Origin of the sequence: Pseudogemmobacter bohemicus, from assembly GCF_003290025.1 — a bacterium.
Taxonomy (GTDB): domain Bacteria; phylum Pseudomonadota; class Alphaproteobacteria; order Rhodobacterales; family Rhodobacteraceae; genus Pseudogemmobacter; species Pseudogemmobacter bohemicus.
Genome location: NZ_QNHG01000001.1, coordinates 1537916 through 1554112 on the forward strand (window position 1 = coordinate 1537916; position 16197 = coordinate 1554112).

A 16197-nucleotide genomic window follows, 5' to 3' on the forward strand; every position below is an offset into this window, starting at 1 on the left:
GAATGATCTGGACATAGGGCGGCGTATGTTGGTGATCCGGGATCGTAAAGATCCTCGAAAAAAAACTGGTAATGATCAAAGGATCCCTCTGTTTGCTGCGACTGGGTTCGACGCATGGGCCTTGGCAATGGAACAAGCCAAGTACGTTGGGATCCCGAAAGGACCGATTTTCCCGTACAACTCCCGATCCGTTGGAACCGCTTTTCGTCGCGCATGTGCAGATGTCGAGGTGAATGACCTGCACTTTCATGACTTGCGACATGAGGGCACGAGCAGACTGTTCGAGTTTGGTCTTTCTATCGAGCAAGTAGCTCTGGTAACGGGGCACAAGGATTGGAAGATGCTACGTCGATACACTCATATTCGACCTGAAGCACTACACGGCCTCGTTTCCGCGCGAGCACCCTACCCTGCCCACACTTTCGCGGCTGAGTGATCGGGACAACCTGACATCTGGAAGCCAACCATACCGATGGCAGCTAACCACAACCTTCAGGAACCAGATTGCCGTTCGATCGTTTGCACCCTGAGGGTCCAAGACCCGGTTAGTTCCAAATGGAGTTATGTGATGGCTGATGCTGCAGACGATATCCGCGCAAACCTCGAAAAACAGGTCGCTGACCTGAAAAAGGAAGTCTCGAAAATCAGCAAGTCGCTTGCATCGCGCGCTTCGGATGCGATGGACGACGCAGAAGAGGCATTTGAGGATGGCAAGGGCCGCGCGCGTCAGGCCGTTGCCCATGTCCGAGATCAGGCCCATGTTGCCGTTGGCGCAATGCGTGACAATCCCGGCACAACCGCGACCGTTCTCTCGACCGTCGGCCTCCTGGGGTTGGCTGCCGGTTTTATCCTCAGTGGCGTCCTGTCAGGTGATCGCCGTCGCTGACCCGCTTCTCAGACCGGAGAAGGCTTCCCTCCCTTTCCGGCAGGCTGTGTCCAGCATGGTCTCCATGCGGGACACAGTTCTTTGGAAAGTCTTTGATACTCAAACCCGGCACAGGTACGTCTTTTTCGCGCCCAAATTCCGGGTTCCGCTCAATCGCGGTTGAAGGCGGAGGCGGAGGTTCCAGCTCATGCCCATGAAGCTCATACTGTTCATTGTCCCGGTGATCCTTGTCGGCTGGATCATCGGCTGGCTGAATGTGCCGGGGCCGTGGTATGAGAGCCTTGCAAAGCCTCTGTTCAATCCGCCCAACTGGGTGTTCGCCCCGGTATGGACCGCACTTTATGGGGTGATCGGCGTCGCAGGTTGGCGCTCCTGGGAAAAATCGGATAACCTGGGGCTTCGCTCATTGTGGATCCTGCAACTCGTTCTGAACTACGCGTGGTCGCCGGCCTTCTTCGGGCTTGAAAATCCAAGGCTGGCGCTTTTGGTGATTGGCCTGCTTTTTATGACCATCCTCACCTTCATCATGCGTGCAAGGAAAAGTGAGAAGGTCTCAGCAGCTTTGTTCCTTCCCTATCTGGCCTGGGTTTCTTTCGCGGCTGTGCTCAATTTCGAGATCTGGCGTTTGAACTGAACTCCTGACGACAGGCTTGTTGCCGCTGCGTCGTCCCGCCAGCCGCAGCCAAACAAGGAACCAGAATACATCTTTTGCGTTTCCCTCTGGATGCGGCACTCGACGCCCCCCGCCGCATCTTCAGTTTTATCTGTAATCGCCTGAACAGGCATTTTCGGGAGGGACGTTCATGCACAGCATCATCTACCTGGTCGGCCTTGTGGTCGTGGTTCTCGCAATCCTTTCGTTTCTTGGCCTGCGCTGAGGAGGGGCTGAAATGGAACGAACAGAAACCATGACCGCCGCCTCGGCACCGCGCTTTGAGACTGGCGGCGCGTATATCGACTGGGCTGCGGTGTTTGGAGGCGCGGTTGTTGCAGCGGCAACGGCCGGCCTCTTCACCGCATTCGGGGCCGCTCTTGGCCTCTCAACGATTTCGGCCGAGCCGGGTGAGGGGTCGTTCAATCTGTGGTTGATCGGGACGGCGCTCTGGCTCGTCATTACTCTGGTCGCAAGCTATCTCGCCGGCGGCTATATTGCCGGCCGGATGCGGCGGCGCGTCGATGATGCATCGAGCGATGAGATCGCGGCGCGCGACGGCATCAATGGCCTCGTCGTCTGGGGCCTTGGCATGCTGGTGACGGCATGGATGGCCGCGGGTGCCATCAGCGGCGCGGTTTCCGCCGTAGGAACTGCAGCTACAGCGACCGGATCGGCCGTCGGCGGCGTGGTTCAGGGCGCAGGCAATGCGGTTGGCGGCACAGTCCAGGGCGTTGCGCAAGCAGTGGGCGCGGCCATTCCGGATGATGCGGATGAGGGGTTGATGGACTATATCAACAGCACCCTGATGCGCCCTGAAGTCGGCGCCATGCGTCAGGGCGTGCAGCAGGCGGACGGCACCACCTCGCCGGGCACGCCGTCGATGGATGACGCCGAACTGGCGCGCCAGAGCGGTCTGGTTCTGGGCAATGTCCTGCGGACCGGCGAGATCTCTGAAGATGATCGCGCTTTCCTGATCGCTGCCGTTGCGCGGCGCACCGGACAGAGCGAGGCCGAGGTCGAGGCGCGTGTGGATCAGGCAGTGACCGCCGTTCAGGACGCGCGTGCAAAGGCCGAAGCTGCGGTCGCAGATGCGAAGGCGGAGGCCGAGCGTCTGGCGAAAGAGGCCGAAGAGGCTGCAATCGCTGCGGCCGAGACTGCCCGCAAAAGCGCGATCCTGACCGCCTTCCTGTTGACGGCGGCTGCTCTGGTCGCGGGTGCGGCCGCCGTCTCGGGGGCCGTGCGCGGGGGACGTCATCGCGATGAGGGCCGTATCTGGGGCGGGTTCAGCTACCGCCTCTGAAACCCGACAAAAGTTCGCGGGGCGCGCGCGCGCTGATATGGCGCGCGCCCCGCCTCACGACAGAGCCGGCGCCACGGGCCTCGGAGATGCCCACACAGGACATGGGCCCCACAGCGCCACCCTTTCCCACCTTTGAAAGGCAGGACAGATGGCACGCAAACCCTACGCCACCAAGACCGGAAATGCGGGTGAGACGCAGCAGCGCGGCGGGGCCCTGCTCACCACAAACCACGGCATTCCGGTTTCCGACAATCAGAATTCTCTGCGTGCAGGCGCGCGTGGCCCGACGCTGCTGGAAGACTTTCTCCTGCGCGAGAAGATCTTTCATTTCGACCATGAGCGCATCCCAGAGCGCATCGTCCATGCCCGTGGTTCTGCGGCACATGGGGTCTTCACCTGCACCGATCCGATCCCTGAGCTGACAAAGGCGAGCCTTCTCTCGACGAAGGGCAAGGAAACTCCGGTTTTCGTACGCTTTTCCACCGTCGCAGGCGGCGCGGGATCGGTCGACACACCACGCGACGTGCGGGGCTTTGCGGTCAAATTCTACACCGAACAGGGCAACTGGGATCTGGTCGGCAACAACATCCCGGTCTTCTTCATTCAGGACGCGATCAAATTCCCCGACCTCGTGCATTCGGTAAAGATGGAGGCGGATCGCGGCTATCCGCAGGCGGCATCGGCGCATGACACGTTCTGGGATTTCGTCTCGCTGATGCCGGAAAGCCTGCACACCGTGATCTGGGCGATGTCAGACCGTGCCATCCCGCGATCCTTGCGCATGATGGAAGGGTTCGGCGTCCACACCTTCAAATTCGTCAATGACGAGGGCAAGGTCAGTTTCGTCAAATTCCACTGGCGCCCGGTTCTGGGAACTCAATCGCTGATCTGGGACGAAAGTGCCAAATTGCAGGGGGCGGATAACGACTACCACCGGCGCGACCTGTATGAGGCCATCGCGGCCGGGGATTTCCCCGAATGGGATTTCGCTGTGCAGGTCTTTGATCAGGCACTGGCCGACAGTCTGCCCTATGACGTGCTAGACCCCACCAAGATCATCCCCGAAGAAATCGTGCCCCTGCGGGTGGTCGGTCGCATGGTGCTGAACCGCAACCCCGACAATCATTTCGCCGAGAATGAACAGGCGGCCTTCCTGCCCTCGAACATCGTTCCGGGGATCGACTTCAGCGATGACCCGCTGTTGCAGGGCCGGCTGTTTTCTTACCTCGACACGCAGAAATCGCGGCTCGGCACGACGAATTTCCACCAGATCCCGGTGAATGCGCCGAAATGCCCCTATGCCAATATGATGCGCGACGGGCTGATGCAGGTACAGGTGCCGAAGGGCCGCGCGAATTACGAGCCCAACAGCCTCGACCAGGCGGGCGAGGATCCCGGGCCGCGCGCCAGTGCCGAGGGCTTTGTCAGCGCCCGCGAGGCAGTTGCAGGCGACACGCTGCGCATCCGCTCTGAAACCTTCGGCGATCACTACAGCCATCGCGCTCTCCACCAGCAAGGGCGAGGTTCTGGTCGCCGGTCACGCAGTTTTCTGCACCGGCTATGAATATCTGCCGCAGATGAAGACGAAATCGCATCACGTCACCTCGACCTGGGCGCTGGCCTCGGAACCACTGACGGGCCTGCCAGACTGGATGCGCGATACAATCACCTGGGAGGCCGCCGAGCCATACCTTTACTTCCGCACAGACGAAGCCGGGCGCGTCATTGCGGGCGGTGAGGATGAGGACGCAGCCGATACCAACTCCGACCCGAAGAAGCTGGCAAGGAAGGCAAAGGTCATCGCCCGGAAACTGCGCGATCTGACCGGGGTGAAGATCGGCAAGCCCGCCTATACCTGGTCTGCCCCCTTCAGCGTGACCGATGACGGGCTGCCGATCATCGACCGGGTGCCGGGGTTTGATCGCATCTTTTCCGTGATGGGTTTTGGCGGCAACGGGATCACCTTCTCGATGATCGGTGCCCAGATCATCGCTGCGGCGATTGCCGGGAAGCCGGATCCGGACGCGGAAATCCTCCGCTATCGCTGATCGGGCCACGACTTCCGGAGGCGGCTCCGGAGCCGCTCCCACCCCTTGAAGATCCCGCGTTTCGCCGTGCCCTCGAACATCTCGTCAGGGCCGTTCGGATCGAGGATCTCATTCTCGGCCAGCCATTCCTCGATGCCCGAGAGTTCGGGGAGCTCATAGGGAACAAGGCTGCGCCCTGGCCTGCGCAAGGCGTAGACCGTCGCGATCAGGGAGCCTGTCTCGGCCAGCGTCGAAGCCACCTTCTCGGCGCTGACACCCAGATGCTCTGCCAGCAGATCATTGCGCAAAGCCGCGATCTCATCCGTCAGATGGGCGTTCTCCGGTTCATCCACTGACAGGATCACATCGCATTCGCTGTCGAGCCGCATCGAACGGTTGTTGAAATTCGACGACCCCACCCGCAGGATCTGATCGTCAACCACCATGACCTTGGCATGGACATAGATCGGCTGGCCTTCCGCGGTTTGCGGATGCCAGATCCGGAAGCGGCCATGGTGATCGATCCGCTGCAAGGCCTCGACCAGCTTTGCACGTGCCGTGTCCATCGCCAGCGGCTCCAGCCAGCCATCTGCGCTGTGCGGCATGACGATGACAATTTCGGGCGGGTCCTCGCCTGCCAGCCGTTCGGCAATGGCATGGGCGATCCGGCGCGAGGCGAAATACTGGCTCTCGGCATAGATCATCCGCTTCGCCCGACCGATCATTTCCACCCAGGCGGCCTCGCTCTCATGCACCGGTTGCTGGTCGTCCATCTTCGGGATGGTCCGCGCAATGCCGAGCCGCATATCGGTGAAAGTCGGCTCCAGCCCCTCGGGCCAGCAATCGTGACGTTCGGGACATGAGGGCAGGCTTTCGCCCTTGGCCTTGTGCCAGCGCGCCCGCGCCAGATCGCCAATGGCCCGCGCGGCATCGCCGTCAAAAGCGCTGGTCGCGTCATGCCAGGGATCGGCGGGCCGCCCGCTCGGGCTTACACGGCGCGGATCATTGTCGATATGCTCGCGCGTGTCCCACCGCTGCATGGTCAGATCGATGCCGCCCGCAAACGCGATGCTGTCGTCAATCGCCACGATCTTCTGGTGGTGCGAACCGGCCAGCGGATGCTTTGCGTCGAGCTTCAGCGTGATCCGGGGATGCGCTTTCCAGCGCAGTATGGTGATGAGCGTATTGCCGCGCAGCATCGCCTTGAAGGCGCCGGTATCCCAACGCAGCAGCCGTATCTCCAGCGAGGGCGTGCGATCCGCCAGCCAGAGAATGAAATCTCCAAGCCGCTCGGGTCCGCCATCGCTGACATCCCCAAAGGCGATCCGGGTGTCGAAATCCCAGCCCACCAGCATGATGGAATGCCGCGCCTTCAAAAGCGCCTTGCGCAGCGAGACGAAGTAATCGGCGCCATCGATGACAAAGGAAAACCGCTGCGCGGTCTCGACCCTCCAGCAGGTCAGGCCCGGCCGAAGCATCGGGTTTTCGGACATATCCCCTCGCACGCATCCTCTCTGTCGGCAACGCCCGGACCTGACGGAGGTTCCCTCGCATCAGGGAGGTTCCCATATGGGGCGGCGCCCGAAGGAACCTGAGCGATGCGAGCGCGTTTTCCGAAAGCCTCCCGGGGCATATCGCGGGAGGCACCAACCAACAGGAGGGATGAATGGACAATGAAAGCATCGGCTGGATCGCAGCCATCATCATCGGCGGCCTTGCCGGCTGGATCGCATCGAGTTTCATGAAGTCCGATACCGGCATCTTCCTGAACGTCCTGCTCGGCATCATCGGGGCCGCAGTCGCACGGTTTCTCTTCGGCCTGCTGGGGGTCTCGTTCGGAGGCTGGCTCGGCTATCTGGTCGCCGGAGCCGTCGGCGCATGCATCCTGATCTGGGGTGCCCGCGCCGTCCGGCGTTGATCTGCACTGGCGGCCCAGGATCTGGCGGCCCCAGGGTCCGGGGCCGCCCCCTGTAAGATCAGTTCCGCTTTTTGCCGGCCTCGTTCACGGCCATGACCGCAAGCGCGGTCAGCTTCGCATTGGCAGCCTTTTCCTCATCGAGAACGGAGCCGAGCAAGGTATGGGCCTCATCATGTCCCAGAACCTTCGCCCATTCGCGCAGGGTGCCATATCGGGCGATCTCGTAATGCTCGACAGCCTGCGCAGCTCCGATCAGCGCCACGTCAAGCGCGTGGCCCTCGGCTTCTTCGATCAGCCCATCGGCCTCTTTCAGAAGGCCGGCCATGGCATCGCATTTCTCGCCAGAGGCTTTCTTGCCAATGGATTTGAACACCTTGTCCAGCGTGGCGACATGGCCCTTCGTCTCGGTCAGGTGATCATCGAAAGCTGCCTTCAGTTCGGCATTGTTAACAGACTTCGAAACCCTGGGCAGCGCCTTCAAGAGCGCGTTCTCGGCCCAGTAGATATCCTGCAACGTATGCTCAAAGGCATCCTGAAGCGTCTTCATGAAGTCCTCCCTGAGTGGAGCCGCCCACCCCTGGCGAGCGGGCGGCAAATACGTCCCTGATCAGTGGCGATGTTCCGGCAGTGCCTTCAGCTCGTCCTTGGTCCAGCGGGTCACCGCATGGACGGCATTGCTCTCATCGCGCATGAACTCGAGGTCACGCGCAGGCACAGCCACCGGCTTCGCCCCGATGCCGAGGAAGCCGCCGACATCGACAACGACCTGAGCGGCATTGCCCTGCCCATGTACTTCAGAAACATGGCCGATCTTCTCATCGCCGGGGCCATAGATGGTGGCTCCGTTCAGGACAGCCTCGGTCAGTTCGGTGTCGTTCAGGCGGATATGTCTGGTATGGTCCATGGCATTCTCTCCTTTCACTCAAAACACTCGTGCAAGGGAAACGTCCTGCCCGGAGACCCGGTTCCGAACCCACCACCGTCATCGGCGGGACTCTGCTACGGCCCGCCGCATATCCCCGCATCGGAACCTGTCTCGCCGGGAAACGTTCTTCCTCTGTCATGTGCGGGGTATGAATGTGCTTATCAGGTTGGGATATGAGATCGAGATCACCTGCGATCAGCCGACGGAAGTGATCGCGCTGCTGGACCCACATTCGGATCTGGCTGGAAAAATAGTTCGGACCAGCGGGCTGCAGATCGAGCCTTCAGTCCCCAACCGGACATATATCGACCCCTATGGCAATTCCTGCCTGCGTCTGACTGCGCGTGCCGGTGCGACGCGCCTCTCGCGTGACAGTCTGGTCGAGGTGGAAGGCCGGCCCGATCAATGGGACGAGACGGCGCGAGAATGCTCCGTCAGCGATTTACCGGACGAGGCTCTCGGTTATCTGCTCGCCAGCCGCTACTGCGAAACCGATCTCATGATGGCGCAGGCCTGGGAGCTCTTTGGCAATGTGGCATCAGGCTGGACGCGGGTACGGGCGATTTTCGACTATGTGAACAGCCACCTCACCTTCGGGTATGAGCATGCGCGGGCGACCCGCACCGCAGCAGAGGCCTGGCGGGAAAGGGTCGGCGTGTGCCGTGATTTTGCCCATCTCGCGATCACACTCTGCCGCTGCATGAACATCCCGGCCCGCTATGCCAATGGTTACCTCGGCGATATCGGTGTGGCCCCGAACCCGGCACCAATGGATTTCAACGCCTGGTGCGAGGTCTGGCTGGAGGACCGCTGGTTCACCCTCGACGCCCGCCACAATGAGCCACGTATCGGTCGTGTCGTGATCGCGCGCGGACGGGATGCGACCGATATTCCCCTGATCCATTCCTTCGGGCCGCACCAACTGACCATGTTCAGGGTATGGACCGAAGAAGCAGATGAAGCAGGCTTTCCCGCGTTACAGTGATACCGGCCAGGAAGCGTCCAGGTCGAACAGATCCCGCGGCAATCTAAGCGTAAGGCTCATGCCCTCCGGGGTGAGCAGCCGCTCGAACGTGCCGCGAAACTGTCCCTCGACAACCGCGCTTAAGAGTTTCGAGCCGAAACCGTGCTTATCGGGCGCCTCGCCTGCCCCCCCGTCTCGCGCGCGCGAGCCCTCCTCGCGCCATTCGACGCTTACCCCGGCGGCGTCCAGACGCAGCGCGATGAAGAGCTTGCCACCCGGCAAGGCCATTGCGCCGTATTTCGCCGAATTCGTTGCGAGCTCGTGGAAGATGAGGGCAAAGGAGGAGACCGAGTCCGCGCGGATCTGAAGCCTGTCTCCTGTGATCACCCCCCTGCTCTCACCGTTTTGCGCATAGGGGGCAAGAATGTCCTCCAACACCTGTCGGAAGGGAATGGCCCCGTCCCTTCCCGCCGCCTTTATCAGACGGTGCGCATTGTGAAGCGTGCCAAGACGCTCTCTGATATCATGCACGAAAGGCTCCGACCCCGGCTGATCCCGCGCAGAGAGGCTGATCAGCCCGTTCACCAGCGCGAAGAGATTGCCGATCCGGTGATCGAGTTCACGATTGATCAGGTCACGCTCCGTCTCCAGCAGCTTGGCATCTTCGATATCGGTCGAGGTGCCATACCAACGGGTGATCCTTTCCTGCGCATCCCGCATGGGCAGAGCGATGACGCGCAGCCAGCGATAGCCGTCGCGCTGGTGCCGGAAACGATAGTCTATATCGTAAGGCCTGCCGGTCTTCAGACATTCCTTCCAGGCGCGCTGAACCCTGTCCTGGTCTTCGGGATGGACCAGCTCGGTCCAGAGTGTCGGCGTGATCTCATCCGGTTCGATCCCGGTGAAATCCGACCAGCGCCGGTTGAAGAAGTCATGATTGCCGTGACGATCCGTGCTCCAGACGATCTGCGGGATCGCCTCGACCAGCGTATCGAAGCGCAGGTTACTGGCCTCCAGCGCCGCTGTGACCTCGGACTGGTTTGTGGTGTCGATGACAATCCCGGCGAAACCCGATATGCGGCCCTCCTCGTCGAGGATCGGGCGGCCGGAGGCGACATACCAATGCAACAGGCCATCGGGAGTGATGGTGCGGAAGCGGCTGTGGAAGTTCGCTCCACTCGCCACGGCCTCATCGACCGCCGCCAGAACCCGGCCCCTGTCCTCTTCATGCAGGTTTTCGAACAGGGTCTCAATGACGATCCCTGACCGCGCCTCGGCGGAGGGAATGCCATATTGTTCAGCAAGGGCGCCGTCGATGATCATCTTGCGGGTTCGGACGTCGAAATCCCATGTCCCGACAATCCCACCCGCTTCAAGCGCGACCTCCACGCGTTCCTGCGCAAGGGTCAACGCGCGCTTTGTGCGGATATGGATGGTAGTTTCGCTCGCGGCCATCAAAGTGCCGAAGATCTCACCATCGTCGCCGATGATCGGCGAAAGCCCCAGATTGAACCAGCAGGTGGTCGCCACACCGTCACGGATCAGCCTGATCGGCTGGTCCTTCAGCCTGTGGCTTTTGCCGCGAAAGGCGTCGTCGATCTTGTCGCGATAGAATTTTCGCGCGATCGGGAGGGACTCGAAGACCGGCCTGCCCTGCGCCTGCGCCCAGGCATCCCCGAAGATCTCGCGCGCGGCATCATTGCAGACGACAACGCCCTCCCGGCCGATCAGGACCGCCATCGGCGAGGCAGCATAGAGCATCGTTCTGACCGTATAACGCAAGGCCAGCGGCCATGCCCCCACAGGCCCCGCCGCAGTTCTTCCCCAATCCACCGAGAGAATGGCCGCCCGGACATCCCTTATGGTGTCATCGGCACCAAAGAATTCCTCGTTTGCCGAAAACAGGCGTTCAGCCATGGATCACCGCGAGATACCGAACAAAATCGGATCAGCCTAGGGGCGCACAGGCAACACTGTCCACACAATCCTTAGGGCAGGTCACGACAGAGCAGGCCGACGCGGCCCCCGCCCGTTGGCCTCAAACTTGCGGTTTCTTGACTTCCGCCCAGCAAGACCCCAGCTTGACCCGCATGAGCAAGAAACGATCTCTGCGCCCGGCCTGCTGACAGGCTCATGGGAAAGCGCCCCAAAAGGGCGAAGGTTGTTTCCGCTTCCTCATATCATCCCCGAACAAGAACGCATGAACCGCGTTATCTCATGGCCCAAAGAGGAGCCTTTACATGTCCGAACAGATGCCTCCGCCCGATATCGTGATCTCCGAAGAGACGATGCCGATCCTCGAAAAGCTGGCCGAAGGCCTCGAGCACCGCAACCAGGCGCTGGCTGCTCATTTCTTCGATGAACTCGCCAGAGCAAAAACCCTTCCGGCGAAGGAAGTTCCAACTGACGCGATTGGTCTCGGCAGCCATGTGCGATTCCGCGATGACACAACCGGAAAAGATCAGCTCATCACGCTGGTTGTGCCTAAACAGGCCGACATTTCGACGGGGAAAGTCTCAGTTGCAACGCCAATCGGTATCGCGCTTATCGGTCTTCGCAACGGCGCACATTTCAGTTGGGAAACACGCGATGGGGCACGTCATAACCTGACGGTCCTATGGGTTCAAAACCCTGAATGATGCCCGGTGACAATATCGGGCAGGTGCGGCTTCACTCCTGCAGCTGTCCGCATTCTGCGTGGTATTCCCATAGCATCTGGGCGACCGTGCCCTGCTGGTGGCGGCCAGAGAGTCTGCGTCTCAACGCGGACTTCTGGCCAAGGTTCACCATTTCCTCGACGCCAGCGAGCCAATCGCTGCGATCTGCCATTGTGCGTAGCTTCTGGTGGCAGGTCTGCTCAATGGGCGGACATGTTCGGCATCCGGCCTACGCTTTTGAGGTCACGGCCTCGGGCGGCGCCGTCGCCAATACTCTGGTGACAGAGTCGTAACCGATCACATCTGGTGACAGCGTTTGCCTGACCCGCCCTTCCTGGCTGGCGGGCGGGCCGAAGCAATTCATGACGCTCCTCTGGCATCAAAGGAACCTTCAGGAACATTCATGCCGGACAGTCTGTATCCGATAACACTATGCAAACTGCTCTGTCGCGGCTTGAATGGGCGACACGCAAATTGGACCGGATCTTAACCGCACGGCCTTCGGTTTCATAGCTCGTCAGATTGTACCTCGGTTATCACGCAGGTCTTGAGGCGGGGCGAACCGATGTTTCAGCAACTCGACAAATGCGCGGATCTGCGGCTGGCGCAGACCCTGGGGTCTGGTCACCAGAAACACCTCCAGCCCCGGCAAAATTACCTCCGGGAAGGGTTCAGCCAGTCCGGTCGCCAACGCGCCTGGGATCACTGCCGCGCCATGACCTTGCCTGACCGCCGCCAGTTGTGCGGCAAAGGACGAGACCCGGATGCGGGTATTGATGAACCCCGCCGCCAGCGCGGCCTTCATATGCGGCAGCTGATCCATCGGGGGCAGCAGCCCGATCATCGGGATGGTCTCAGGCGCAGCATCGGGCTGTAATGCCAGATTGCTCGCGGCAAAGATGCCGAAACCCACATCGGGCAGCCGTTGATAGATCAGCGATGGCTCTCCCTGATGCAGGGTGCGGATGGCGATATCTGATGCCCCTTGCGAGATCTTCACCAGATCCGGCGTCACCGTGAAATCCACCGTGCAGCCGGGATGCTGGCGGGTGAATGCGCTCGCGGCATCAGTGACCGGCCCGACAAAACCCTCGCCCGCCGTCACCCTGACACGGCCGGAAAGGCCGGTGGTTTCTGGCTTCGGGGTCAGTGCGGCTTCAAAATCCTGTGCGGCCTGAACCAGCGCGGCGCCTCGTGCCGTCAGCCTGGTGCCATCGGCACCGCGTTCAACCAGCGCCGCGCCGATCCCGGTCTCCAACTGGGTGATCCGGCGCGAAAGCGTCGAGGCCGCCATGCCAAGCGCCTCGCCCGCGCGCAGAAAGCTGCCGCGTCGCGCCACCGCCAGCAGCAGGCGCAGGTCATCCCAGTTCATTTTGCCGCCCCTTTGCTTTGCGCCATCGCAAACCCGTTTTGCCATGGCATGCGTTCTGCGCGAAGCCCCGTGCCGCTATGTCAGGGTCGACAGGGCGCATTCCGCGCCGGACAGGACCCCTGATGCAAACGGCATTCGTCACCGGCGCGACCGGACTTCTTGGCAATAACCTCGTGCGGCTTTTGCTGGAGCGCGGCGTGGCGGTGCGCGCCCTTGCAAGGTCGCGCACCAAGGCCGAATCGCAGTTCGGGCAGATCCCGGGGCTGGAGATCATTGAGGGCGATATGCAGGATGTCGCGGGCTTTGCCCTGGCGCTGGCCGGTTGCGATGTGGTCTTCCACACCGCTGCCTATTTCCGTGAGAGCTATGGCGGCGGCAAGCATTGGGCGATGCTGAAGCGGATCAACGTCGATGCGACCGCCGGGCTGATCGCGGCGGCCCATGCGGGGGGTGTGCGGCGGTTCATCCATACCAGCTCGATTGCCGTGGTGAACGGCCCGCGCGGCGCGCTGATCGACGAGAGCATGACGCGCGATCCGCGCGATGCCGACGATTACTACCGCAGCAAGATGCAGTCGGATGCGGTGGTGCAGGCGTTTCTGCGGGACCACCCCGAGATGTTCGCGGCCTTTGTGATGCCGGGCTGGATGCACGGGCCGGGCGATCTGGGGCCGACGGCGGCGGGCCAGTTCACGCTGGACTACCTGAAGCGCGTGCTGCCCGGCACTCCGCCCGGAACCTTCGCCTTTGTCGATGCCCGGGATGTGGCCTTCGCGCTGGTCGCAGCCGCCGAAAAGGGGCGGCGGGGGGAGCATTACCTCGCAGCCGGTCATCACATCGCCATGCCCGACCTGGTGAAGATCTATGCCGAGGTCACCGGCACGCCCGCACCGAAACGCCAGATCCCGGTGGCGGTGCTCTGGCCGATTGCGGTCTTGCAGGAGGTGGTGGCGCGCATCACCAGACGCCCGGCGCTGCTGAGCCTCGCCACCGTGCGCACCATGCGCGCCGAGGCGGAGCGCACGCGCTTCGATCCGGCGAAGTCACGCGATGAACTGGGCGTGACCTTCCGTCCGATTACCGAGACTATCCGTGATGAGGTGGCCTGGTTCAGGGCGCGCAGGATGGTGTAGTTGCAAAGGCGTGTATGGTATCCTTTCCGCTCGTCCCCTGGCCAATCACGGAACAGCATACCTGATTTGAACCTGCAGAATAGTATCGTTGCAGATCCTGCCTTGTGGGAGCCCAGCTTGGATAAAGATAGTTGCGTGGGGCGCTGCCCGAAATTCTTAACTCTGAATAAAGCAGACTGGCGCGGCAAAAAAAACCTTTCTGCATAAGAGATTTGCGGTCGGACGCAAACAAGGCCGCATTCATCTACACGAAGGGCGACTCGCTGCTCTGGCTGGAAATTGTCTGACAGCAGCAGCTGCGAAGCTTTCTAAACCCTCTCACTTATCGGGTCACCGTGGCGGGTCTCAATAATACTTAGCTATACTGCTAACTTTCCTCTTGTCGCGAAGACGGAACGGAATATAGTTAGTAGTATGACTAAGCATGATCTCGATCTTTCGCGGCTCTTTCATGCGCTCGCCGATCCGACCCGCCGCTCAATTTTGACTCAGCTGGCTGAGGGCTCTGCACCGGTGAAGGAGTTGGCCAACCCAACCGGACTGAGCTTGCCGACAGTGATGCGGCATCTTTCGGTGCTGGAAGATGCGGGTCTGATAGTCACATCGAAGTCCGGACGGGTGCGGTCCTGCGCCATTCAGCCCGACGCGCTGGCCCCAATGCAGACCTGGCTCGATGAACAGCGGGATCTCTGGGAAGGCCGGCTCGACCGGCTGGACGTTTATGTGATGAAGTTGATGAAGGAGCGTGAGACATGACACCTGACCTCGATCCGGGCACAGACCTGAGCTTCACCCGCACGCTGGCCGTGCCCCGACGGCTGATCTGGGAATGCTGGACCCAGGCGGAACATATCCCGCATTTCTTCATCCCCGCGCCGCATAAGGTGACGGCGGTGGATATCGACCTGCGGGTCGGCGGGCGGTTCAACACGCGCGTCGACGTCGACGGCAATGTGATGGACAATAACGGTGTCTATCTCGAGGTGGTGCCAAGCGAGAAGCTGGTCTTCACCGATACCTATACCGAAGGCTGGAAACCCGTCCCCGAGCCGTTCATGACCGCGATCCTGCTGCTCACGGATGCGCCCGGGGGCGGCACTACCTATACGGCTATCGCCCGCCATCGCAACGCCGACACCCGCAAGGCGCATGAAGATATGGGCTTTTTCGACGGCTGGGGTACAGTGGTGACGCAGCTTGAGACCTATGCGAAGGGTCTGATGAGATGAGCGAACGATTTGCCACGCTCCGGTTCGAGCGTCAGGTGGCGGCCCCGGTCGCCACCCTCTGGCAGGCCTGGACAGCGCCTGCCGCCCGGGCGGTCTGGGCAGCGCCGGCCCCCTCGGTTACCCTGGAGTTTCTGGCAGCCGATACCAGGGTCGGCGGGCGCGAGATCTCACTTTGCAAGGTGGAGGGGCAGCCCGACTTCCGCTGCGAAGCCGGCTGGCTGGAATTGCAGCCAGCTCTGCGCAGCGTGAATTACGAGGTGATATCGTCCGAAGGCGTGACGCAATCAGCAGCGCTGGTGACAGCGGATTTCGAGAGCGCAGGTGAGGACAGCCGGCTGGTGGTGACGGTGCAGCTCTCTTCTCTGGGCCAGGATATGGCGGCAGGCTACCGGCAGGGCTTTGCTGCGGGGCTGGACAATCTGGCGGGCGTGGCTGCCCGGACCATGCTGCTGCAGCGCGAGATCAGAGCACCGCGAAAACTGGTCTGGGGCACCTGGATGAACCCGGAAACCCTGCCGCAATGGTGGGGGCCGGATGGGTTCTCCTGCCGTACCAAAAGGATCGACCTGCGGACCGGAGGTGAATGGGTGTTCGACATGATCGCGCCGGATGGCACGGTCTTCCCGAACCATCACCTTTACCGCGAGGTCCTTGCCGAAGACCGGATCAGCTACGCGCTGCTCTGGGGCGAGAACGGGCCGAAGCATGCCGATGCCTGGGCCTCGTTCGAGGAGGTGAACGGCGCGACAAAGGTGACACTGGGTATGGTCTTCAGCACGTCAGCCGAGTTTCAGAACGCCAAAGGTTTTGGTGCAGTGGAGCTTGGTCTTCAGACACTCGGCAAGCTGGCACGCTTCGTCAGGGCGGAGTGAAAGCTGCGGTTGACGGATGCCAATCGGCATTTCCTGATTGCCAGTATCTCCTTTGGCGATTTCGCTGCGAAAAGCACGATTGAACGTCTCTGGAAAGCTGCGCTCCCAAGCCGGGCGACAGCTAAAGGCCGCCTGTCGGCTGGTCACTGCAAGTCTGCCCGCACGGAATGCGTTGCCAATGACACTTGATAGTCTGCGCGCCGGATCCGTATTCAGCAGGGTATCGTTCACGCGCTTGACCAGCCCCGATCAGACACCT

The 16197-nt window shown here is 61.4% G+C and carries 17 protein-coding genes and 1 pseudogene; 13 read left to right on the top strand and 5 right to left on the bottom strand.

What is annotated here, in order from left to right:
* The 6 genes and pseudogenes from DRF71_RS07345 to DRF71_RS07370 all read left to right on the top strand — a co-directional run.
* Positions 1–436 (top strand): tyrosine-type recombinase/integrase (locus DRF71_RS07345; RefSeq protein WP_157970991.1); only part of this gene is annotated, 436 nt, incomplete at its 5' end.
* A gap of 36 nt (positions 437–472) precedes the next feature.
* Positions 473–886, top strand: a complete 414-nt coding sequence (locus DRF71_RS07350) for a hypothetical protein (RefSeq protein WP_157970977.1) — start codon at positions 473–475, stop codon at positions 884–886.
* Between the two features lie 187 nt (positions 887–1073).
* Complete coding sequence (locus DRF71_RS07355) at positions 1074–1520, top strand: TspO/MBR family protein (protein WP_198672086.1); 447 nt, start codon at positions 1074–1076, stop codon at positions 1518–1520.
* 256 nt (positions 1521–1776) lie between these two features.
* A complete protein-coding gene (locus DRF71_RS07360) occupies positions 1777–2841 on the top strand; it encodes a hypothetical protein (RefSeq protein WP_232831343.1) in 1065 nt (354 codons plus the stop codon).
* 148 nt (positions 2842–2989) lie between these two features.
* Positions 2990–4336, top strand: a pseudogene (locus tag DRF71_RS07365) (catalase); the annotation flags it as partial.
* Entirely contained in the window at positions 4251–4889 is a 639-nt protein-coding gene (locus tag DRF71_RS07370) for an NAD(P)/FAD-dependent oxidoreductase (protein ID WP_232831344.1), read from the top strand. The pseudogene DRF71_RS07365 and the gene DRF71_RS07370, both read left to right, overlap by 86 nt.
* On the opposite strand, the gene DRF71_RS07375 is transcribed toward DRF71_RS07370, so the two are convergent.
* Positions 4880–6361: a phospholipase D-like domain-containing protein gene (locus DRF71_RS07375; protein WP_112309773.1), complete on the bottom strand. Its 1482-nt coding sequence runs from the start codon at positions 6359–6361 to the stop codon at positions 4880–4882. The genes DRF71_RS07370 and DRF71_RS07375 overlap by 10 nt on opposite strands.
* A 173-nt stretch (positions 6362–6534) precedes the next feature.
* Between DRF71_RS07375 and DRF71_RS07380 the strand changes: the two genes are divergently transcribed.
* Positions 6535–6786, top strand: a complete 252-nt coding sequence (locus DRF71_RS07380) for a GlsB/YeaQ/YmgE family stress response membrane protein (protein WP_112309774.1) — start codon at positions 6535–6537, stop codon at positions 6784–6786.
* Positions 6787–6844: 58 nt separating this feature from the next.
* On the opposite strand, the gene DRF71_RS07385 is transcribed toward DRF71_RS07380, so the two are convergent.
* Positions 6845–7333, bottom strand: coding sequence for a YciE/YciF ferroxidase family protein (locus DRF71_RS07385; RefSeq protein WP_112309775.1), 489 nt, complete (start codon positions 7331–7333; stop codon positions 6845–6847).
* 60 nt (positions 7334–7393) lie between these two features.
* Positions 7394–7690 (bottom strand): PRC-barrel domain-containing protein, encoded by a 297-nt coding sequence (locus tag DRF71_RS07390; RefSeq protein WP_112309776.1) that lies wholly within the window; start codon positions 7688–7690, stop codon positions 7394–7396.
* Between the two features lie 169 nt (positions 7691–7859).
* Between DRF71_RS07390 and DRF71_RS07395 the strand changes: the two genes are divergently transcribed.
* Positions 7860–8696: a transglutaminase-like domain-containing protein gene (locus tag DRF71_RS07395; RefSeq protein ID WP_332872047.1), complete on the top strand. Its 837-nt coding sequence runs from the start codon at positions 7860–7862 to the stop codon at positions 8694–8696.
* Here DRF71_RS07395 and DRF71_RS07400 read toward each other — a convergent pair.
* Positions 8688–10592 (bottom strand): sensor histidine kinase, encoded by a 1905-nt coding sequence (locus DRF71_RS07400; protein ID WP_112309777.1) that lies wholly within the window; start codon positions 10590–10592, stop codon positions 8688–8690. The two genes, DRF71_RS07395 and DRF71_RS07400, sit on opposite strands and share 9 nt — an antisense overlap.
* A 323-nt stretch (positions 10593–10915) precedes the next feature.
* Here DRF71_RS07400 and rnk point away from each other — a divergent pair, with 323 nt between their 5' ends.
* A complete protein-coding gene (rnk, locus tag DRF71_RS07405) occupies positions 10916–11314 on the top strand; it encodes a nucleoside diphosphate kinase regulator (RefSeq protein ID WP_198672087.1) in 399 nt (132 codons plus the stop codon).
* 535 nt (positions 11315–11849) lie between these two features.
* Here the strand turns inward: rnk and DRF71_RS07410 are convergent.
* Positions 11850–12704 (bottom strand): LysR family transcriptional regulator, encoded by an 855-nt coding sequence (locus DRF71_RS07410; RefSeq protein WP_112310066.1) that lies wholly within the window; start codon positions 12702–12704, stop codon positions 11850–11852.
* A 122-nt stretch (positions 12705–12826) separates the two neighbouring features.
* Here DRF71_RS07410 and DRF71_RS07415 point away from each other — a divergent pair, with 122 nt between their 5' ends.
* The 4 genes from DRF71_RS07415 to DRF71_RS07430 all read left to right on the top strand — a co-directional run bounded on the left by DRF71_RS07415 (position 12827) and on the right by DRF71_RS07430 (position 15938).
* Complete coding sequence (locus tag DRF71_RS07415) at positions 12827–13837, top strand: SDR family oxidoreductase (protein WP_112309778.1); 1011 nt, start codon at positions 12827–12829, stop codon at positions 13835–13837.
* A gap of 414 nt (positions 13838–14251) precedes the next feature.
* Positions 14252–14593, top strand: coding sequence for an ArsR/SmtB family transcription factor (locus DRF71_RS07420; protein ID WP_112309779.1), 342 nt, complete (start codon positions 14252–14254; stop codon positions 14591–14593).
* Positions 14590–15066 (top strand): SRPBCC family protein, encoded by a 477-nt coding sequence (locus DRF71_RS07425; protein WP_112309780.1) that lies wholly within the window; start codon positions 14590–14592, stop codon positions 15064–15066. Before DRF71_RS07420 ends, DRF71_RS07425 begins: the two co-directional genes overlap by 4 nt.
* Positions 15063–15938, top strand: a complete 876-nt coding sequence (locus DRF71_RS07430; protein ID WP_112309781.1) for an SRPBCC family protein — start codon at positions 15063–15065, stop codon at positions 15936–15938. Before DRF71_RS07425 ends, DRF71_RS07430 begins: the two co-directional genes overlap by 4 nt.
* Positions 15939–16197 lie beyond the last annotated feature (259 nt).